Raw genomic sequence first — 20,299 nt, forward strand, 5'->3', positions numbered from 1 at the left:
CCTTCAGCCGCTTGGTGCGGCCCCATTGCCAGGGTGCTACTACAACGCGTAGTATTCGGGCATCTTGCCGCGCACAAGGGGGTGCCATGTGAGGTGGAGTTTCGCCCAGGTCGGGCTGCTGATCATTTGTGTTTTCCACGTCATTCAGGCGGTGATCGGCTTCATCATGAATCCCAGTTTCGCGATCGGGCCCACCGCGCCGACCGTCCAGCTGTTCGGAATGGACTACAACGGGTGGCATGCCGTCGCCGGCCTTGCGTTGTTCGCTCCAGGCCTGGTCTTCGCGATGCGCAAGTCGTGGTCGGTGTTGTATCTGCTGCTCGCCGCGATCGCCGGTGCGCTGCCGGGCATTTGGGCGTTCTTCTCGCATCGGGTCGCGTTCGTGTTCACGTTTCCCAACAACGTCACCGACGCGGTCGTGCACCTGGTGACCGCCGCGATCATGGTGGCGGTGGCCGCCGTGCAGATCCGGATGGACGGCGGGCTCAAGCAATCGCTCGCCGACCTCCGGAAGGCGCGGTAGGTCTTCAAATGCGCCGTTGCGGGTAGTCCTTCGGTCGACGAAGGAGATTGCGATGGGCAAGCACTCGGAAAAGGATGACGACGAGCCGAAGGGCGGCCGTCCCGGCCCCGCGGATCACGGCCACGAAGGCGGCATGGCGACTCGCGAGAACGCGCCGGAACTCACCGAGCCGGACCGTGAGGACTGACGGGGCAGAACCTACTTGGAGGGGTTGCGGGCTTCCTCGTAGCGGATGGACGCCACCAAAGCCACGGCGAGCAGGAACAGCAACGGCACGAACACCATCGGGTACGCGGCGACAGCGGCCATGGCGATGAGCGAGCCGGGCACCCCCAACGTCAACGCGGCCGTCGGATGCTTCTCGCCCATGCTGACGATCCTCGCGGGCGCTGCAAAAGCGATCGCGGCCTGCTGATACCGATCCGCCCACTCGCCGTAATACGAGCGGCGGGTCTGTCGGCCGCAACCCACGCAGTGGCGCCCGTAGGAGTAGCGGGTTTTGAGCCCGCAGCCCATGCAGGTGTGGGTTGTCATCGGGCCCATGCTCTCATCACGGTGAGCGGCCGCCGCGGGCGAGGCGTTCGCCGCCGCCATTCGTAGGCTTGGTCGGGCTGACAGGATTTGAACCTGCGACCACTTGACCCCCAGGAAGTAGCGGTAGCGTGTTTTCGCAGGTCGTCGGCGGTTTTCGTTGCAAGGGCGCGGTGTGCGACGTTCACGGAAGTGCAGATCGTTTGGCCTCGCGCATAACGTGTGGTCCCGAGGTGGTCCCCGGTACCGGCCCAACCTATACTCACTGTGTACGTACATTCGCCGTACAATGAAGTGATCGGCAATTGCGAGCACAGATAACTGAAGGAAGAAGGAGGTGTTGTTGTGGCAGTCAAAACGAAGCGCATCGAGCTTCGCGCGGAGCAAGCGACCTTGGACCGCATCCAGCGCGCCGCCAACCTTGTCCATGAGCAGACCTCGGAGTTCGTGCGGAAAGCTGCGATGCAACGGGCCGAAGACATCCTGCGCCAGGAGCTGGTAACGGCAATGGAGCCCGAACAGTTTGACAAACTGATGTCCTCACTCGAGGCTGCTGACGAAGCGCCGCGGCTGGCGGCAGCCGCACGGAAACCAGCGGTCTTCACAAGGCGTTGAACTGTGTTCGAGTCCGCGCGACTCACTGACGCCCACACGCTGGAAGGGTTCGACTGCGGTAAGGAGTCGCTGAATACCTGGCTCATCGCCCATGCCCGTCGCGCGGACAGCAGCGGGGTCGCGCACGTCTACGTGTGGACCCCGCTCGGCGAACCGAAAGTCAGTGCCTATTTCGCCATCTGCCCCACCGAAGTAGTACGCAACGACGACGGCGTCTCGGGATCCATGGCCGGTGGCTATTCCCGCATACCCGGATACTTGATTGCCCGCCTGGCGATCGACACATCTCTACGGGGACAGGGATATGGCGAGCAGCTGCTTCTGGACGCACTAGGCAAAGCCGTCGCCGCATCGGAAATCGGCGGCGGCCGGCTCATCGTCGTCGATGCCATAGACGACGAGGCGCAATCCTTCTACGAGCACTACCATTTCGTCCCCGTCACGAACCGCGAGCGTCGTCTGGTCATGAAGGTGTCCACCGCGGCGAAAGCGCTCGGGGAGCGTTGGCGGCAGTAGGCCCTTCCGCCGAACAGTGTGCTGCACAAAGGAGTTGGCCGTTAGCGGTGTCGAGAGTTTCCCCGGTGAGTTAGACATGCGCGTGCCGACAACGCGAGTTTGCGTCATCTCCTTCAATTGAGTGAGGAACAGGCACGCGCGGCCTCCGGTGACCAGGCGACGGTGACGGGGGTGCCGGCCTCACCGGTGACAATGGACTCCAGCTCCGCTCATAAGGTGCGGTTCTTTTCGATTTGTTCCGTTGTCGCACCGACGTTTACGCACTGCGCTGGGAAAATCGTCGAGAGGGCCGTTCAGGTTGGATGCCGGCGATCAAACGATATTGGCGCAAGGGTATGAACCGCGCCGACGCGCCTTACCTACCACTGACCCCTGAGGTCGTTGATGCCCACCTGCGAGGCGAAACACATATCGGCCTGTATCCACTCAGCGATGACGAGACCTTCTGGTGGGTCGCGGCCGATTTCGATAAGAAGCCGCGATGGCTCACGCCAAATCGATAACTGCCCTAAGGCCGCTTCGTCTGAAGGCTAAACACGAGACCATGACTACACCCAACGACGCGACCATCGGAAGGCTTTGGCGGCGGTGACGGGCCGTTGCTGTCTCATGGTGCGAGCCGGACAAAGCCCGGCGGCATGTGAGGCGCCGGTGGTGACTCCACCGGGCCGCCACCTCCGTTGCCACCACCGTCACCGCCGCCGATGCCTCCACCGCCGTCGCCGCCCCCGCCTCCGCCCGCAGTGCCGCCCGGCTGAGGAGCGGCGGCGGGTGGTTCCGCCTGTTGCGGTGGCGGCGGGGGCTCTTGCGCCGGCGGCTGTTTTGGTGGCGGCGGTGCCGCGTTTGGCCGGGGTGGGATCAGGTTGTGCGCCGTGGGCGGCGGTGGTGGCGGAATCTGCGGCGGGTTCGGCAAGTCGGAATCTCCCTCGGGAACCGCTCCGGTCAGCGAGGCGAGCTTTGTGCCCCGCGCGTGACCATCCGACCGGTCGTTCCCAGAGCGGCCAGCCACGAATTTGGCGCCGTCTATCAAGTGTGGCAGCCGGACCACGACGGTGCCCATCGGTTCCTGCCACTCTGCGAGCATGTTGATCGTGTCCAACCGCGGCGGCGGCTCGCGCTTACCGCTTGCTGAGTTGACCGTGTCGTGCGTCGACGCGGCAACCCGGTGCGTCGGTTCATTCGATCCAGGCGCGCGACTAGCCATAGCCGTGATGGAATCAATCTTTTGTTGGTTGTACGGGCAGTAGACCTCCACTGCCGCAGTGATGAATCGGGTGAGGGTACGCGTGATGCGCTCGGGCGGGTATTGGCGCTCGATCGGGTCCACGTTGAACGCAGTGTTCCTCATCAAGTCCACTACGTCGTCCACCGGCATGCCGCCATCGAGTTTGCGACAAACCTTATGGGCAGTGGCGATGAGGCTCGGCACGTTCCGGCGGGCGGGGATCTTTTTTTCAACGAGCAGCGCCAGAAACTGGTCGTCCTGGTTGGGGTCGGCGGCTACTGTGCCGGCGCCCACGATTGCGGTGCCGGCTAGCACCACAGTGGCGGTAACCAGGGCGCCGGCGTGGCTAGTGATGCCGGCGAACATGGCAGTGCTTCCATTCTTTTGGCCATCCCATCGCTCCCCTTGGCGAGGCCTTGGCTCCTCCCGGCGGAGCGGATATGTACTGTCTACTATAGTACTTAGTAGCTGGGTACATTAGCAAGTGCGGCGGGCCGCGGAGTGTGATACAGATGGTGAAAGCTGATCACGTTGCCGCGCAATTGATTTGGCCCTGAGCGCCGAGGCTTGTCGGGATTAGTTTTCCGTAATGGCGCCGTAAAGGCAGAACCTGTCGCGCGAGGGCTCGGCAGGCGGCGTTCCGACAGGCGCGGTTGTCGCCGAGGTAGCGTCGCAACTCGGTATTAAGTAGATACGCGCTCGGCCGACGTTCGCCTTTAGATAGCTATCGGGTGGCACCACATGGCGCTGGATGCAGTGAGAGCGGCGAGAATCAGAGGCCCGCCCGTGATGAGGAAGGTTGCGGCGGTTAGCAACAGCCGGCTGTTCCACCGATTTCGAGCGGCGGCCGGTGCGGCCAGACGTTCGGCGCGGGCCAGCACGTCCGTTCCAGTGGCCCCGAAGGCGCCTTGCGGCGCCTGGGCATCCATGGACAATGCCAGCAGCGCGTCCAACAGTGTCAGCGAACCGCATCTGCGGGCCGCGGCGTCATCGGCGGCCATCTCCAGCAACAGAGAGATCTCTCGATCGGCCGTGCTGAACAGGGGCACCCCGGGAATGGCAACCGCTAGGGCGCGCACGAAGGCCAGAACATGGTGGTGGCGCCCGGCCAGGTGGGCCCGTTCGTGTGCCAGCACAGCCTGCAGATTGCGATCGGTAAGCGAGTCCAGCGCTGCGCTGGTCACGACGACGGTGTCAGGGTGGCCGGCCACGCAGTACGCGGCCCGTTCGGCAGCGTCCACCACGACGGCATCCACTCCATCGATGCGGCGGCCGATCACCCGAGCTCTTTCGGCGTGCCCGCGGCTCTGCGCGCGTGCCCGCCACAGAGACCTGCCCGAGCGCCAACCCAGCATGCTCAGTGTGCTGACCGCGATCGCGGCCAGCACAAGCAAGGCCACCTGCAGCGCTATCGCGGCGCCGCCGTCGACCAGCCGCCGCAGCGACTCGAAACATGCGGTGGCGAGTCGACCTGGCTCATGCCAATAACGCACGAGGGACACGATGAGGAATGCGGTCGCGGCCAGCCACGAAGCGACAACGCTGACCATCACCACCAACCACGCAACCACCCCTAATCGCGGGACGGTACCCGCATGGGTCAACCGAGGCAGCACCCACGGTGAGAGCGTCGCGACAGCGAAGCTGTACAGCAGCAGGCAGACTGCGACGCTCATCGTGCCGTCGGGCTCTCGTCGGAGCTCGTCAGGCGCACCGCAGTGGCGCCCACGCTGACCGAAGACAATTCCATTGCCGCGCTCGTGAGGATCGGGTTGAGGAAGCTAGCCGAGGCCAAATCGGGGCCCGCAGGTGAGTTCGTGGATTCCGTCATCGCGTCAGCATTCGCGCACTTGCAAGCAGCACACGAGATTTCGAGTACCGAAACGATCGTTGTGCTCACCGCCAGTACCTCCCGATCCGTGGCACACCACCCAGTGTTATCCTTCCAGCGCACTGGAAGGTCAAGGAGGTGTGGTACGAAGATTAGCGAGTTGGCCGATCTCCCAAACGCCAGCGCCAAGACCACTGCACCTAACCCGCACAGCCTCTCCAGAGCTCCTCGGCCGCATCCTTCACGGCAGTGGCTGCGGATCGATCTCCGTGAAATCGCCGGGTTGCAAAAAGGCTCGAAATCGGTATTGCCAGTCGTGCAGTCCTGTATCTACTATCTGCGTACATAGATAGTAGCCTCGGGTAGTTGTCTGGGTCTTAGCAGCACGCACGAGGCATGTCATGGGACTGCGATGAAGCGGTGGGAACCGGCGATGACAGGACTTGTGTTCCTTGAAGGATGGCGCAATGCGACGAACTCGGCGATCGTTTACTCCTGAGTACAGGTTTACGGCCGCACATCGTGTCATCGATGGAAAAGAGCGGGTCGTCGACGTCGCCCGGGAGCTCAACTTGAATGACAGCGTGCTGCACACATGGGTGCGCGATGAACGGTGGCGGATGTCTGCAGACAGTGCTGGCGGGTTACAAGGTGATCCCAGTGGTGAACCGCTTTTACCCAAGGAGCGAGCGGAATTGGTGCGACTCCGCAAGCAGGTGGCTGAACAGGCAGAAACTATCGCCTTCCTAACCAACGCCTCGGCGTATTGCGCGGCGCAACTTAACAGTCCCGAGTTTCGTGCGCACTTTCTTGCTTGGGAAGGATGGCGCGATGCCCAGCAAGTACGACGACAGCCTCAGGGCAAAGGTGGGTTTGACGGTGACACATATGAACGATGGCTATGACCTGTATGGACGACGATGCGCGCGATCTTAGCCTGGAGCCCCCGCGTCGCGGGCAAGGTATACGGCGCGGTAGCACGGCTCGGAGTGCATCGTCTAAAAGTCTTGGACAGCACGCCAATTGGGGATTGGCCGCGCGATCGCAATGCTCTACGCGGTGGGGCCGCGCGATCGCAATGCTCTACGCGGTGGGGCCACGTCGAGAGCGGTGAGCCTGGCGCGTGTTCGTGCCACGCGCGTGACTGGCAAGCGCCGGACGACACAATGACCACTGGCGTCCTCTCTGACATCGATGGGAGCGGCTCGGTATCGCATGATTCATGACTTGGCACTTCGTTGGGTCGTCACCGGATTGTTCGTCCTGACCGCCACCGAATGCGTGCTGGCGATCGTCGGCAAACGCCGACCGTGGACTTGGGTCGTCAGTCACGGGCTGCATTTCGTCATGGCAGTGGCAATGGTGATGATGGCCTGGCCGCCGTCGGGCGCACAGCTGCCTTCGACCGGAGCTACAGTGTTTTTTCTGCTAGCGGCCATGACGTTCGTGACGATGGCCTTCGCTGTGGCCCGAACAACCGCCTTGCGCGTTAGGTACGGGTATCACACTGTGATGATGCTGGCGACGGGCTGGATGTACGCCATGATGAACGCTCGGTGGTATCCGGCCCGAACGGGCACCGAGCACCACGTTCCGCCAGCTATGTCGTCTATGCCGGGCATGGACATGGCCGGCACGGCCATGCCGGCAAGCAGCGGACCGCCTGTATGGTTTAGCGCTGTGAACTGGCTCGCTGCCGTCGGTTTCGCGGTTGCGGCGCTCTTTTGGACCTATTGGTACTTCGTCAAACGTCAGCATGAGCCGTCACTCTTCAGGTCGCTGGGTAACCTGAGTCAGGCAGGGATGGCCATCGGTATGTCTATCCTGTTCTCCGCCACGCTATTCCGGATTTGAGCGTGTGGAAGCCGCTTCCGACAGTCCTTTCGCGCCCGCAGCATCGGCGAGGCCGACGTACGTCTCCACTTCCTTATCAACTCAAGCGTGCAGTGCCATTCGGCTGTTCAGGGCTGCATCGTTCGCGAAATCTTGCGTGCCCCAGGGTCAGCCGCGAAATGCCTTGCAGGCCAGCGGAGCCGCGTCGAAATCGCATACGGCGTGGCGCAACGCCTAATGCATGGCTCCTCATTTCAGAGCGACCACTGATTTGCGTACGCCCAGCTGGGCCTCGCGACCGAAGCGGCGGAGCCGCAGCGAGTTGGTTACCACGCTGACCGAGGAGAACCCCATCGCGGCACCCGCCACGACCGGGTTCAACATGCCGAGCGCGGCGAGTGGGATTGCGGCGGTGTTGTAGCCGAAGGCCCAGCCGAGGTTCTGATAGATGGTGCGCAGGGTCTGCCGGGAGAGTCCGATCGCAGACACGACACCGTCGAGCCGGTCAGACATCAGGGTGATGTCGGAGGCCTCGATGGCCACGTCGGTGCCGGTGCCGATGGCAATGCCGAGGTCGGCCTGCACCAGGGCGGGGGCGTCGTTGACGCCATCGCCGACCATCGCGACCACCTTGCCCTCGTCCTGGAGCCGACGAACCTCGGTGACCTTGTCTTCCGGCAACACCTCGGCCAGCACCTGGTCGATGCCGACCTGGTTCGCGATTGCGTTCGCGGTGCGGGCGTTGTCGCCGGTAATCATGGCGACCCGCAGACCCATGGCGTGCAGTTGACGGACCACGTCGACGGCGTCGTCTTTGACCGTGTCGGCCACCGCGATCACGCCCACCACGTGACCGTCGCGGCCGACGAATACCGCGGTGCGGCCCTGCTCTTCGAGGTCTGCGGCGGCAGCAGCCAGGTGGTCGGGCAGCTCCAGATCGTGCTCGTCGATGAGCTTGCGCCGCCCAACCAACACCGGCCTGCCGTCAATCTCGGCGCGCACCCCGTGCCCGGCGACGTTGGTGAACGCAGTGGCGGCCGGGATCTCCAATCCCCGCTCATGCGCATCGGCGACGATCGCCGCACCGATCGGGTGTTCGGAGCCCGACTCGACTGCGGCGGCGATCCGCAGCACCAGATCGGGCTTGCGCCGCTTGCCGGCAACGACCTCGGTCACCCGCATCTGGGCGCGGGTGAGGGTGCCGGTCTTGTCGAACACCACCGTGTCGATCTTCTTCGAGGCTTCGAGCACCTCGCCGCCCTTGACCAGGATTCCCAGGTCTGCGCCCCGGCCGGTGCCGACCATGATTGCCGTGGGGGTGGCCAGTCCCAGCGCACACGGGCACGCGATGATCAGCACCGCCACCGCCGCGGTCATGCCACCGATCGGGTTGCCTGCAAGCAGCGTCCACCCCGCAAACGTCGCGACGGCAACAGCAATAACGGCCGGAACGAACACGGACGAGACCCGGTCGGCCAGCCGCTGGACCGCGGCCTTGCCGCTCTGCGCCTGCTCGACAAGCCGCACAATCTGCGCCAGCGCAGTATCCGCTCCGACCGCCGTGGCGCGCACCGTCAGTAGCCCATCGGTGTTGACTGTCGCGCCGGCAACATGGTCACCCACCGTTTTCTCGACCGGGACGGACTCGCCGGTCAGCATCGACTCATCGACGGCGGCGCGCCCGTCGATGACTTCGCCGTCGACCGGGATCTTCTCCCCCGGCCGCACGCGCACCAAGTCTCCGACGCGGACCTGATCGACCGGCACGCGGCGCTCCTCGCCGTCCACAAGCAGCGTGGCTTCCTTGGCACCCATCTCCAGCAGCTTGCTGATCGCCTCGCGCGCCTTGCCTTGGGCTCTGGCCTCGAAATAGCGGCCCAGCACCACGAACGCGATGATCAGCGCCGAGGTGTCGAAGAACAGAGGCCCACCGGCAAACAACTGATAAGTGGAGTAGACGAACGCGGTCAATGTGCCCAGCGAGATCAGAGTGTCCATGTTCGAGGTCAACTCCCGTGCCCGCTCGACCGCCCCCCGGAGGAACGGCCACCCGGCGACGAATTGCACCGGCACCGTCGCGGCGAACGCCAACCACCCCGCCCAAGGGTAGGCACCGAAGAACATTGTCGAAGCCATCGCTACCAGCCCCAGCGGGAAGGCCAACCACACCCGCCGCCACCACTTGCGCCGCTCGCGCCGACCCTGCTCGTCCGGCGACAACTCGCTCCCGATGACCGGCCCGGACCCGCAGCCGCCGCAACTCTCGCCGTCCGTAGTACGGTCTTGCACATCACGGCGCAAGCCGAACAGCGCCAACCCGATCCCACTGGCAATTCGTCGCAGCACACCGGTCTTTGGAATATCAGCCGAGTGCGGGGCCCGCGCGGGCACCGATTCGGCGGGGATGTGCTCGGCTTCGGCGATCGCCGACAGCACGTCAGCGGTGTCGCAGGCTTGGGGCATGTACCAGACCACCACGGATGCGGTACGCGGATACGCTTGCACGGCCTGCACGCCGGTCACTTGGGAGACCATCTCCTCGATCGCAACGGCCCGAATCGCGTCCACACCAAACCCGGTGACGCGCACACGCATCCGCCCCGACGCATCGGATACAACTTTCAATGCGACGTCGCCGTCAAGGACCCCAGTAGTCATTTGTCGTCGCTCGAGTCGACCACCGTCAGTGGTCCAGCTTCCTCCCCGGCGCGCTCTTTGGCCTCAGCCACCACGTCGGCGACCGTCAGTCGAGCCTGCTCGGCGCCCGCCCCGGCCTTGCGCTCGGCCTCGCGGACAACGCGTATGCCCCAAGCGGTAGCGATGACCGTCGCCTTCCGCAACGGAGCCTTCCCCGCCGCCTTGCGCAGTGCCTCATACGCGGCAACCCCGACTACGCCGGTCACCAGCGTGGGTACCGCCTTCACCAAGAATCCGTGCAACACCATTCCGAGTAGTCCCTTTCATGTCATGCAAATCGTTGACCCGTCAGTGGGTTCAACTTCGGTGGTGTCCGCCGTGATGACCGGGCTGAAGAGACCATCAAGCCATTACCGCGGGCGTCATAGGCCAATTACTGGCGTACAAGCCGGCAACAATTTCTGGCACCGAGGTGACTTCTGGACTCACCGAAACCAACCGTCAACCTTGAGCGCACCTCCGCTGCTCGCGATTGCCATGAATCCAGTGTTATCCTTCCAGTGCACTGGAAGGTCAAGGAGGGCGCATGAAGATCGGCGAGCTGGCCAAACTGACCAACACCAGCACCAAGACGATCCGCTTCTACGAGGACTCGGGGCTGTTACCGTCGCCCGCCCGCAGCGCTTCGGGGTATCGCGACTATGGACCCGAGATCGTGGATCGGCTGCGGTTCATCCATCGCGGTCAAGCGGCCGGGTTGACCCTGCAGAAGGTTCGCCAAATCCTGGCGATTCATGACCGCGGCGAGGTGCCGTGCGGGCACGTCCGCCAAGTCCTGCATAGCCGCCTTGACCAAGTCCGCGCCCAGATCGCCGAACTCGTCGCGCTTGAGGGCCACTTGCAGACCCTTCTCGACCGTGCATCACGCCATGCGCCGACCAAACATGACCATTCCACCGTGTGCTGGATCTTGGAAAACGACCTGGACGCCCCAGAAGCCGCCGAACTCACGGACGCCCGTGGCTAGATCGGTACCCTGGCGGGACCAGCACGTGCACGGTCTCCCAGGGCTCATGCGCGTTTGCGTAGGCAGTAGTGGGTTCATCGAGTCAGACTTGCGGATGTCTGTGACAGGTCGGGCTACACCTTGGCCATGACTGGTCAACGAGCTCGTCGAAGCCGCCGACGACAAACAACTGACCAAGGCCACCTACTGCCAGGGGCGTGTGGATCTTCTGCTGCTTGATTGGCTACACGGAACTAGGCACGTGCAGCGCCGACCTGCTCTTCCAGGTTTTGACCAGCGGAGGAAAGAACGCTATCGCGATCGCCAGCAACGAAGCCTCCTCACGGTGGACAAACCGTTTACCGCCCCACGCTTCTGCGCCGCCATTCGCCCGACTTACCTTCGGCGGCGCCATTATTGAACCGGCACCGCCTCCTACCGGCTGGCCCAGACCCGAAATCTAACGTCTCAGCCCCGCTGAATCCGTGCCGCGGGCGCGTCGATCAGGCTAACGGCGCCGAGCATCATTCAGCGCCGCCAGCACGCGCTCCCTGGTCGGGAGGTCCAGCCGGCACGCATTGGCGATCAATGGGGCACCCGGTGTCATGACATCGACACCATCAACGAGCACGGTCGGCGATGGATATGCACCGACTCTTTCCACCACTCGCTCAGCGAAACCAACCTCGGACAGACAGTCCACGAGCAGGCGCCGAGCCAACGCCGCATTTGGACACCCCGGGCTCGTGAGTAGCTCTGCACGCATACACCCAGCTTCGCTCACCCGGCATCCTCAAGCATCCTAAGTGGGCCAATTCATACCCCAGTTCATGTTGACATAGCGACCCGGGTGACGGATGGACTCTTATTGCCACCGAATTCCATATGCACCCTGCGCAGTTGATTTGCGGCCAACCGAAGGAGACGACCAGTGGAGTAGCAGCCACGCGCGTGGGCGGTCATGGACGGACGCGCGCGAGCCGGCTGTCCTTCGAGCACGAATTTCTCTGCTGCGGAACGGTTTCAGAGTTAATGCGTGGCCTAGGAACCTCTGGATGCGGTTGCTAGGCCATTCGGCTACGGTCGCGGCGTGACCGGGACCGAAGGAGTAGTCGACGTCGACGACGGCGGTTGGCCAGGCATCATCGGCCCCATGCCACCGGGCCCCATCATGCCTCCCATTCCGCCGCCAGACCCGCCCATCTCACAGCGCATCATCTGCGGTCCGCTGTGATGCTCCCAGCGGGAGCCAAGGAACAAGCCCGAAAAAAACACCGCACCCACGACGAAGACAACACCGGCGGTGATTCCCACCACTGCCGCGACCTGACCTAGACGGCTGGATCGAGGGCTCGGTTTTCCGGCCGTGGATTCGCTTGGGGCTTGGGGTGTTTCAGTCATGTGCATCTCCGGGTTTCGCTAGATAATATTACGTTGCTTGGAAGGCCGTTCCACCCTTGACGTTCGCGCCAGCTGGTCAAACGCCTCGGAAATATTGTGGACTCGACCCGATCAGATTCGCTGCCAGCATCGAATACCAGTATGCGGGTTGCGACGGAGCAATCCTCTTTCCTATCTGTCAGCGGCGCCAATCCCTCAGGGGTCACCGATGCAGCACTATCTACGTACACATATAGTAGATGATTAAACGATAAAGCGCACAGGCCTCCCCGGTCTGAGTAACCGTCGAGGTCCAGCGATGATCGGCGTCGCCCGTCGGAGAATCGGCCTCGTGCACACGCACGCCTTGACGCAGTGATTCATATCAATAGCCTGTGAAGGAACGTTTACCCTCGACGAGTTCTTACAGAATTGGGCGTGGGCCTGTCCACTGACAGCATCGGCGGGCTACGCGCCGGTGACCGAAGACGCTACGGGACTTCCTTAACGGCGATCCCATGAGCGGCAACCCTGCTGCCGTGCCCTCAACGCGCACGACGCCCTCAACGCGCACGACGAAATCGTCCTGACCTACGGCACCGTCCAGCCCGGAGAACTCATACCGACCCAGAACAACTTCGAGGCGGGGCCGTAGCGCTGCGCGTCGCATCACCATTGTTGCGGCTACTGTCGAGGCTAGATCGAGCGCTGGAGCATCACGTGGCCGTTGTCGGCCAAAACAACTTGTACTGTGGCGATCTGGGTAACTGGCATCGAAATGCTGCCGGTGGGCGCCGCCGTATGGCCTGGGATCGCCACCCACGTCGCCAGCCGGGTCAGGCTGCCGTCGCGGCTGACGACGACCAACGCCACCGTATCGTGAGGAGCATCGGGTGGAGCTAGGCACACGAAATTCAGCGCGATGTTTGTACCCCACTGCTGGCCGCTAAGCGACCGTCGATGCCAACAGGGTCGTCCCGATTTGGTCCATCGGCAGTGCCGGCAGGGCCGTCTGTGGCGGCGATGTCGGGAACCTGCCGTGAACCCCAACTAGCACACAGATCGTCAGGATGACGGCAGCGGCTGCCGAGACCACCCAGGTCATCCTGCGGCTTCGAACGCGGTGTAAACGGACCGCTGCTTGCATCGACGGCAGCAACTCTGGAGGCATCTCGGTTGCTCCGGATGGGTGGTCTGCCTCGTTGATCGCACAAACCTCACTGCGGTCGAGTTGTGCCAGCATGGCCGGAATGCCGCTGAGCTCGGCAACGGCCTGACGGCATTGCGGGCAGCCGGCCATGTGCGCCTCGAATTCCCGCCAATCGGTGGCCGACAGTGATCCCAAGACGTACGCGGCATCCCACATCACGTGGAGGTGGTTGTCACCAGGCGGGCCAAGTCCGCGTAACGATATCATCATCGCCCTCCATCCCTAGCTACTAGCAGGCATTCGGGCTCGAAGGCACACGGATCGGCCTGCCGGACGGCTTTTGGTCTCGAGCCAATTGCCTTGCATCATTTGGCTTTCGCCGCCAGCTGGCATCGCAATCGCCGGTAGCGCGGTCAACGTGTCATCCCGTCCTCTTGCAGCGAAAGCCGTTGTGCCCGAGCGACATAGCGCAATCGGGACTTGACCGGTCCCTCAGCGATTCCGAGGTCCCCCGGAGTAGCGTTTCCCAGACCACGACTTTGGCACGACAAGCGCCACCCATCAATCGCAACGCGGATCGTCACAAGACGGCAGCCTGATCGACGTCGCGAACTGTCACCGCCGCTTGCAAATCCGATCCGCCGATGACCCTTGGGCACTTCATCACCTCCTGCTATATCACGAGGGAAGCACCTGGCAAGTTCACCAGCCGAAGCGTCACCACCTTGATCATCTACGACAGTCGGTACGTAGACGCAGTTTCATATCCCGTAGTCACGATTGTTTCGTCCGACTCCTCGACTACGCGCGGCCGAACGTGTTCATCGTCGCGCGACCGGCTTGGCCCGTGACACGAGTAGCCGGACGCGGCCAGAGCCGCATCATCTTGGTCCGTTGCCGGAAATTTCGAATTGATCTACTATCTGTGTACATAGATAGTAGAAATGCATATCGGACTCCGTCGCCCGACCGATTCTGGCGGGGCGTCGCCGTCTAGGTGGGCGATACGGTTGGGGCAGTATCGGCTTTCAAATCCCGCAGTCGCGTGGTGATCGGTAACGAGACGGAGGTAATACGCTGATGATGTCGTATGGCGGCGATGGCTGGGTTTGGTGTAGCGCGTTATTCAACACGTTGGGGGTGATGGTGATTTTGGGTGTCATCACCGCGGCCGTGGTGCTTGCGGTTCACCTTAGCGGCGCGGGACGAAGCGGCCCGTCAGCGGGAGGAGATGGCGCGTTTGCTCGGGTCGGATCACCTCATGCGCGCGGCGATACGGAAGAGGATGAATCTTACCGCCGGTTGATGTAGGCGGGCGAGATGCGATGACTGCGCGAGTAATTGACCGTGTACAAATGATTTGGGGTAGCTGACCGCAGCGCGGAGTTCGTTTGGTATGAGCTCGACCCCGCCGACGCTGTACCGCGATACTGGGGTGGCTGCCGCCTACGGCGACGCGCAGGGGCCACCATCGCCGTAAGAACGTCTGGTCCCGCGTTGTCTGGCACCATCCGAGCTCATGCCCGCGAGGTGAGTGGTTTCGTGCACGACGGGATACCACGACGATGCAGGACGTGATGGACGGGGCCGGCGGGCCCGTGGGACCACCATAGCGGCCCGCGATCACGAGATGACTTTCAACAATACGTCTGCAACGCAGCCCTATTCGATGCGGTAAAGGCAGCACTCTGGCGGCCCGGTAATGGTTACTTGCGCCGGGTTCTTCTGGCCAGACGCTGCAACGCAGCACGCAAATGCGCGGATTCCTCGGGACTGATCTGTTCGAGAAAGTGGCTGAGCACCAGTTCAGAGCGCCCCCCGGCGTCAAACACCTCGCGCATCAGTTGCGCACTGTGCTGCTCGCGGGTCAACGCCGGCCAGTACCGGTAGGCCTTGCCATCTCGCTCACGCGCCAGCCACCCCTTGGTGTGCAGGTTGTCCATGGTCGACATCACTGTCGTGTAGGCGATCTCGCGTTCAGCGGCCAGCTCGTCAAAAATCTCGCGGACCGTCGTGGTTCCATCCCGGTCCCAGATGCGGTCCATCACCACCGCTTCCAACTCCCCGAAGCCCCGCACCCGCACCGTCACCCTCCGATCCGCACAGCATTCGACGTCGGTCGCCGTCATACACTAACTACGTACGCACATAGTAGATTACCCATGGCCGACACACAATGTCGGATGTCTGATCACGACGGCGGCGAAACCCAATCAACGTGTTGCCGGCGTGTTCGTTTCCTGCCGTTGGGAGACCGTCGAAACGCAATTGTCGCACCGACGCATCGCTTCGATCGCCCGCCACGACTTCGGCGACCATGTCGGGTAACGACCCGATACGCTCTTATTCGGTTATGGAAACAATTGCCGCTGGGCCGTCGTCGTGTACTGACCGTCAGCTGCGCTCTACTTTTTGCCCCGCGCCGCCGCCCGGTGCGAGTCCCATGGCCGGCACCACCCGCATGTTCGGGCGCCTCCGAACTCATCGCCGCCAGCTTGGTCAATCCCGCCGCCCGCCCACTGCCTTGCCTATTCCTTCCTTATGTAGGCACAAACCAGTCGAAATGGCGTTCGCGCTACGAATGCGCGTCCACGTCAGCTATTGAGGTTGGCGGTCCGCGTTTCGGAGGCGCCTGGCGGCCCGGGAAGCGCCGGTGTGGTCAGTGGGCCTACCTGGACCAGGTAGGCGTCGAGATTCCAGATTTTTCTAGCATCCTGGGTGATTCAGCCACGCGTTGAGCGCCAAGCAAGCGATTCGGGCATTGTGCATCTCGGAGACACAAAACGGAGCTTGGCTGCCTCAGCGAACCTCCATTGTGCCGAAGGAGAACCAACACCGCCATTCAGGATTCAACAAGAAACGAGCGCCTCACACGCCGCAGTTTCGATCTGAAAGACACAGCAGCCCCCCAGGTTGCAATGTCGGAGGCACACGCCTAGCGCTGCTACATTTGGAAGCACTGTGCATAGCGACCTTCTCAAGCTTCCCCTGCTGCGATCGGCCATCGCCATCATCGCGGCACTCTGGTTGCTGGGTGGTGCCGCCGAGCACGCGTGGCACGCGGCCGCCACGGTTGATGCGGCTCAGCAGTCGGGTAGCTCATCGAGTGGTGCACTAGCGGTTGATGGCGATCACGCGCAGTGCGACAGCGGGCTGTCGCACTCCTGCCTCGTAGCGACGGCGGTGGCGGATGTCCCGCGCTGGGATGACGCGTTTCTGGTGTACGCCGGGGTCGCGGCGGTGGCCGTTGTCGGTTATTGCTTTGTGTGGGCGCGACAGGCCAAACGAGGTCCACCCCGAGGGCCCGCTACACCCGTCGCCGGTCAAGACCTGCTAACACGATTTTGTCTCGCACGACGCTGATAGGTCGACGCCACATCACACGGCGTTGCACGGTCTACCGGTAATCCCGCTGCTTGATTGACGAGCATTCTTTCACGCGGGCTGGGTCGAAGACCTGTCGATATTTTCGATGAGTTGACCCGGCAGCCAAGCTGCGTCGCGTTATCTGGCGTCCTCACTCACCATGCGGCCCAGGGCCAGTCGGCCGCGTCTAAGAACAGTGAAGCGACGCCACCTGAGTCGTTTCGTCAAATGCCTTTGTCGTTCGGGAGGATTTTGATGCGCCACCACACCATCGCGCCCGGTCTCCGGCCGCGGTTCGTGACACCGCCCGTCAGCGGACCGCTGAACCCGCAGAGCCAGTCATGGAAATAGTTGACTCAGTCGCCGCCCGCGGCGTACTAATGAGCGCGGCGCCATTCATCGCTAAAGGCACCGAGCCAATCGGCCCAACGGCGTGTATTTCGCAGCGTTGTCACCGCGAGTCTAACGGCGCGCTCGGCTCACTCGTGGAGCGAGTCTCATGACGCAGTTTGGATCAGCCGCCACCCCGGGAAGCGACGACCTTAGCTGTTGCAGCACGACCACTTCGAGAACAGCGATGACATTTCAACGCGATTCCCGATGGCACGCTGCCGCACGATGGGCGCGATGGCTGGCTTGGGTCAGCCTGATCTTTGTGGTCGCCGAAGGGGCCCTCGGCCTGTGGCAGGGCGTGGCTACAGGATCTGTCGCACTGACCGCATGGGCATTAGGAAGCGCGCCCGAGGCGATGGCCAGCCTGGTCGTGATTTGGCGGTTCAGCGGCACGCGAACCTTGTCCGAGACGGCCGAGCTCCGTGCGCAACGTGGCGTAGCGGTGTCGTTTTGGCTCAGCGCCCCCTACATTGCCGCTGAATCCCTGCACCATCTACTCAAAGAGCACGTGTCACACACGTCGCTGGTCGGTGTTGTCTTGACGGCTGCCGCCTTGGTGCAGATGCCGATCCTGGGCCGCGCGCAACAGAAACTCGGCGCACGGCTGGGCTCGGGCGCCACGATCGGCAAGGGCATCCAAAACTATCTGTGCGCCGCACAGGCGGCCGCAGTCCTCCTCGGCTTGGCGGTCACCCTCGCATGGCGCAACGGATGGTGGTTAGACCCCGCCATCGGGCTGGGCATCGCCGCCGTCGCCGTCTGGCAAGGGCGGCGATCGTGGCGCGGCGAGGATTGCGGATGCTAGGCCCGGGCCGGATGAACGGCACCGCAATACTCGGCACGGTCATTGCATATATCGCGATATACGCATAGTTTGTCGACATGGATCGGGCAGCCGGGGGACGTCAATGAACGCGGACCATAGCCACACCCACGGGCATACATCGGCAGATTCTGACCGGCGATGGCTGGGCGGTGCGCTGGCGGTGATCGCGGGGTTCATGCTGGGTGAGGTGGTCGTGGGGATCATCGCGGGCTCATTGGCGTTGCTCTCCGATGCGGCACACATGCTCACCGATGCGGCCTCGATTGCGTTGGCGTTGTGGGCGATTCGGCTGTCCGCGCGGCCGGCGGCAGGGCGGATGACCTACGGGTGGCGGCGCGTGGAGATTTTGTCCGCGCAGGCCAACGGCGTGACCTTGCTGGTGTTGGCGGCATGGCTGGCGTATGAGGCGATCAAAAGGCTGATCCATCCGCCGCAGGTCACAGGCGCACTGGTGCTAGTCACTGCGCTGGTCGGTGTGGTGGTGAACCTGGTGGCCACGTGGATGATCAGCCGGGCCAACCGGGCCAGCCTGAACGTCGAGGGCGCTTTTCAGCACATACTCAACGACTTGTTCGCCTTCATCGCCACCGCCGTGGCCGGGGTAATGATCATGGTCACCGGGTTCGGGCGTGCGGACGCGATCGCCACGCTGGTCGTGGTGGCGCTGATGCTGCGAGCCGGCATCGGATTGGTGCGGGCCGCTAGCCTCGTTTTTCTCGAGGCCGCGCCCCAAGGTATCGATCCGGACTCGATCGGGCGGGCCATGGCCGCTCACGATTCCGTCGTGGAAGTTCATGATCTGCATGTGTGGGAAATCACCTCAGGTGAACCGGCCCTGTCGGCGCACGTGATCGTCGCGCCGGGCCGCGACTGCCACGCCACCCGAAACGACTTGGCGCAGCTGCTGGCCCACGAATATGGCATCTCCCACACCACGTTGCAGCTCGACCACGAAGCCTCCGAAATCGGCAGGCAGGATGCAGCCGGCGAGCATGCGCACTGCGAGGATCCACACGGCCCGACGCATCGTTTTACCGGCGCCTGACAAACCCACCACGGACCATACCCAGCCTCCGGTCACCGGAAGGAGAAACCATGCCGCACACGCCAACCCGCGAAACACGCGAGCTGCGGGTATTGGTACTGGGCTACAACGGGCTGCTGGCCGCGATCGCCGGGTTCATCAACTCGGTGGCACTGCTGGTCTTGACGTTTCCGGTGGGCAACCTAACTGCATTGAGCACCAAGCTGGGCATGGACTCAGCCAATCCGCTGCTGTACGAGAGCTGCATGATCGCACTGATCGTAGGCGGATTTCTGGCCGGAGCCGCCGGGGCCGGAGCTGTACTGGCGCCGGTGCAAACCCACACCAGTGCGCGCCACGCCGCGGTCCTGCTCGCCGAGGCCGCGCTGCTGGTGGCCGCAGCCGGTATCGAGATTCCCGGGTTCAAGGCGCTGCTGGCGGCGGCCGCGTGCGGGCTGCAAAACGCGATGACCTCGAACTCGCCCGGGATGGCAATCCGCACAACGCACTTCACCGGCACCATCACCGACCTCGGATTGATACTGGGCCGCAGCCGCCGCCACGGGATGGACAAGTGGAAGGCCGCGGTGCTCACGACGACCGTGGTGCTATTCGTCGGCGGCGGCGCGACGGGCGCCCTCATTGGCGGCCGGTTCGGCCACAACGCACTGCTTCTTCCAGCTGCCGCCTGCCTGGCTGTCGCGATAGCCAGCCTGCTGTATAGCCGGCGGCGCAGCACCCGATTGGCCCGCGCGATATCGGCCCCCGAGCGCTCGCATCGCTCCCTTGCTGATCAGGCGACGGCGGGGTAACCGCAGAGTCCAAGCCATGCGCATTCGTATATGCGCATGCGTTTATAGTTTGTTAGTCTGGGCGGGTAAGGCATCGCCGTTGCCTGATTAGGGAGGTCCAAATGGCAGACGAGCGCGGATCAATGGAGGCCAAAGAGTCAACGCTGCTGTGTCCGCGGTGTGTGTCGCAGATGCTGCCGGTGCAGCGCTTCGGCGTGACGATCGATCAGTGCACGGGTTGCGGCGGCGTCTTCCTGGACCGGGGCGAACTAGAGCAACTCTCCGAGGCCGAGGCCAAGTTCTACGCCGCCCAACAGCCACCCCAACCCGCGCCACCGCCGGGAGGGTATGCGCCTGCGCAGTACCCAGCGCAGCCCGTGTACGTCGAAAATTCCCGCCCTAGAGGATTTTTGGGTGGATTGTTCGGAGAGGGCTATTACGGTGGTCACCACGGAGGATATCGGGGCGGACACCACTGACGATTGCGCCGGCGGCATTGCCTTCAACTTCCGTGCACGCCCGACCCAGTGGCCTCCACATCCCACAGTCGCGCACCGGCAAGTTTATCCAGCCCAAATGTTGAGTCGCCGTCGGCGGCGGCCAGCGGCGATCGGACAGCCGGGCTCGCATCTGACCAACTTCACGGCGCATG

General features: G+C 63.3%; 20 protein-coding genes and 3 pseudogenes. 14 read left to right on the forward strand and 9 right to left on the reverse strand.

The features are described from left to right. Window positions 1–88: 88 nt before the first annotated feature. A complete protein-coding gene (locus P6281_RS14035; RefSeq protein WP_014380285.1) occupies window positions 89–523 on the forward strand; it encodes a DUF4383 domain-containing protein in 435 nt (144 codons plus the stop codon). Between the two features lie 52 nt (window positions 524–575). Further along, entirely contained in the window at window positions 576–710 is a 135-nt protein-coding gene (locus tag P6281_RS14040; RefSeq protein ID WP_008257331.1) for a hypothetical protein, read from the forward strand. Between the two features lie 11 nt (window positions 711–721). Here the strand turns inward: P6281_RS14040 and P6281_RS14045 are convergent, their stop codons facing one another. Next, window positions 722–1,117 carry a hypothetical protein gene (locus tag P6281_RS14045; RefSeq protein WP_014384870.1) on the reverse strand — a complete coding sequence of 132 codons (396 nt, stop codon included), beginning with the start codon at window positions 1,115–1,117 and terminating at the stop codon, window positions 722–724. A 282-nt stretch (window positions 1,118–1,399) separates the two neighbouring features. On the opposite strand from P6281_RS14045, the gene P6281_RS14050 reads away from it, so the two are divergent. The 3 genes from P6281_RS14050 (at window position 1,400) to P6281_RS26170 (ending at window position 2,688) form a co-directional block, all read left to right on the forward strand. Next, window positions 1,400–1,669, forward strand: a complete 270-nt coding sequence (locus P6281_RS14050) for a type II toxin-antitoxin system TacA family antitoxin (protein ID WP_008257334.1) — start codon at window positions 1,400–1,402, stop codon at window positions 1,667–1,669. Between the two features lie 3 nt (window positions 1,670–1,672). After that, window positions 1,673–2,185, forward strand: a complete 513-nt coding sequence (locus P6281_RS14055) for a GNAT family N-acetyltransferase (RefSeq protein WP_008257335.1) — start codon at window positions 1,673–1,675, stop codon at window positions 2,183–2,185. Between the two features lie 233 nt (window positions 2,186–2,418). Continuing rightward, window positions 2,419–2,688 (forward strand): TOTE conflict system archaeo-eukaryotic primase domain-containing protein, encoded by a 270-nt coding sequence (locus P6281_RS26170; RefSeq protein ID WP_371277662.1) that lies wholly within the window; start codon window positions 2,419–2,421, stop codon window positions 2,686–2,688. A gap of 104 nt (window positions 2,689–2,792) precedes the next feature. Here the strand turns inward: P6281_RS26170 and P6281_RS14060 are convergent, their stop codons facing one another. The 3 genes from P6281_RS14060 to P6281_RS14070 all read right to left on the reverse strand — a co-directional run bounded on the left by P6281_RS14060 (window position 2,793) and on the right by P6281_RS14070 (window position 5,241). Continuing rightward, window positions 2,793–3,776, reverse strand: a complete 984-nt coding sequence (locus P6281_RS14060) for a DUF732 domain-containing protein (RefSeq protein WP_008257338.1) — start codon at window positions 3,774–3,776, stop codon at window positions 2,793–2,795. Window positions 3,777–4,126: 350 nt separating this feature from the next. Beyond that, window positions 4,127–4,960, reverse strand: a complete 834-nt coding sequence (locus tag P6281_RS14065; RefSeq protein ID WP_225325642.1) for a M56 family metallopeptidase — start codon at window positions 4,958–4,960, stop codon at window positions 4,127–4,129. Window positions 4,961–5,082: 122 nt separating this feature from the next. Beyond that, the gene (locus tag P6281_RS14070; protein ID WP_154074423.1) at window positions 5,083–5,241 is read right to left on the reverse strand and encodes a hypothetical protein; all 159 of its coding nucleotides are present in this window, start codon (window positions 5,239–5,241) and stop codon (window positions 5,083–5,085) included. Between the two features lie 467 nt (window positions 5,242–5,708). On the opposite strand from P6281_RS14070, the gene P6281_RS26175 reads away from it, so the two are divergent. After that, entirely contained in the window at window positions 5,709–6,146 is a 438-nt protein-coding gene (locus P6281_RS26175; RefSeq protein WP_008257343.1) for a transposase, read from the forward strand. 310 nt (window positions 6,147–6,456) lie between these two features. After that, window positions 6,457–7,095 (forward strand): DUF5134 domain-containing protein, encoded by a 639-nt coding sequence (locus tag P6281_RS14075; protein WP_008257344.1) that lies wholly within the window; start codon window positions 6,457–6,459, stop codon window positions 7,093–7,095. 228 nt (window positions 7,096–7,323) lie between these two features. Here P6281_RS14075 and P6281_RS14080 read toward each other — a convergent pair whose 3' ends face one another. After that, the gene (locus tag P6281_RS14080) at window positions 7,324–9,669 is read right to left on the reverse strand and encodes a copper-translocating P-type ATPase (protein WP_008257346.1); all 2,346 of its coding nucleotides are present in this window, start codon (window positions 9,667–9,669) and stop codon (window positions 7,324–7,326) included. A gap of 59 nt (window positions 9,670–9,728) precedes the next feature. Continuing rightward, entirely contained in the window at window positions 9,729–10,019 is a 291-nt protein-coding gene (locus P6281_RS14085; protein WP_008257347.1) for a DUF1490 family protein, read from the reverse strand. Window positions 10,020–10,297: 278 nt separating this feature from the next. Between P6281_RS14085 and P6281_RS14090 the strand changes: the two genes are divergently transcribed. The 3 genes and pseudogenes from P6281_RS14090 (at window position 10,298) to P6281_RS14095 (ending at window position 11,951) form a co-directional block, all read left to right on the forward strand. After that, entirely contained in the window at window positions 10,298–10,738 is a 441-nt protein-coding gene (locus tag P6281_RS14090) for a heavy metal-responsive transcriptional regulator (protein WP_008257349.1), read from the forward strand. Between the two features lie 130 nt (window positions 10,739–10,868). After that, window positions 10,869–11,198 (forward strand): annotated as a pseudogene (locus tag P6281_RS26180) (ATP-binding protein); the annotation flags it as partial. 609 nt (window positions 11,199–11,807) lie between these two features. After that, on the forward strand, window positions 11,808–11,951 hold the full coding sequence (locus P6281_RS14095; protein WP_154074424.1) for a hypothetical protein: 144 nt from the start codon (window positions 11,808–11,810) through the stop codon (window positions 11,949–11,951). Between the two features lie 842 nt (window positions 11,952–12,793). Here P6281_RS14095 and P6281_RS14100 read toward each other — a convergent pair. The 3 genes and pseudogenes from P6281_RS14100 to P6281_RS14110 form a co-directional block, all read right to left on the reverse strand. Beyond that, window positions 12,794–13,517, reverse strand: a pseudogene (locus P6281_RS14100) (anti-sigma factor family protein). 143 nt (window positions 13,518–13,660) lie between these two features. Then, window positions 13,661–13,756: pseudogene (locus tag P6281_RS14105) on the reverse strand (sigma-70 family RNA polymerase sigma factor); the annotation flags it as partial. A gap of 1,197 nt (window positions 13,757–14,953) precedes the next feature. Next, entirely contained in the window at window positions 14,954–15,331 is a 378-nt protein-coding gene (locus P6281_RS14110; RefSeq protein ID WP_033712913.1) for a BlaI/MecI/CopY family transcriptional regulator, read from the reverse strand. A 1,859-nt stretch (window positions 15,332–17,190) separates the two neighbouring features. Here P6281_RS14110 and P6281_RS14115 point away from each other — a divergent pair. The 4 genes from P6281_RS14115 to P6281_RS14130 all read left to right on the forward strand — a co-directional run bounded on the left by P6281_RS14115 (window position 17,191) and on the right by P6281_RS14130 (window position 20,126). Further along, a complete protein-coding gene (locus tag P6281_RS14115; RefSeq protein WP_020822717.1) occupies window positions 17,191–17,811 on the forward strand; it encodes a cation transporter in 621 nt (206 codons plus the stop codon). A gap of 103 nt (window positions 17,812–17,914) precedes the next feature. Continuing rightward, the gene (locus P6281_RS14120) at window positions 17,915–18,877 is read left to right on the forward strand and encodes a cation diffusion facilitator family transporter (RefSeq protein WP_008257362.1); all 963 of its coding nucleotides are present in this window, start codon (window positions 17,915–17,917) and stop codon (window positions 18,875–18,877) included. A gap of 50 nt (window positions 18,878–18,927) precedes the next feature. Then, window positions 18,928–19,668, forward strand: a complete 741-nt coding sequence (locus P6281_RS14125; protein WP_008257363.1) for a DUF1275 family protein — start codon at window positions 18,928–18,930, stop codon at window positions 19,666–19,668. 122 nt (window positions 19,669–19,790) lie between these two features. Then, a complete protein-coding gene (locus tag P6281_RS14130) occupies window positions 19,791–20,126 on the forward strand; it encodes a TFIIB-type zinc ribbon-containing protein (RefSeq protein ID WP_008257365.1) in 336 nt (111 codons plus the stop codon). Window positions 20,127–20,299: the final 173 nt, after the last annotated feature.

This window comes from Mycobacterium sp. 5-140-3-2 (genome assembly GCF_035666375.1).
GTDB lineage: Bacteria > Actinomycetota > Actinomycetes > Mycobacteriales > Mycobacteriaceae > Mycobacterium > Mycobacterium intracellulare.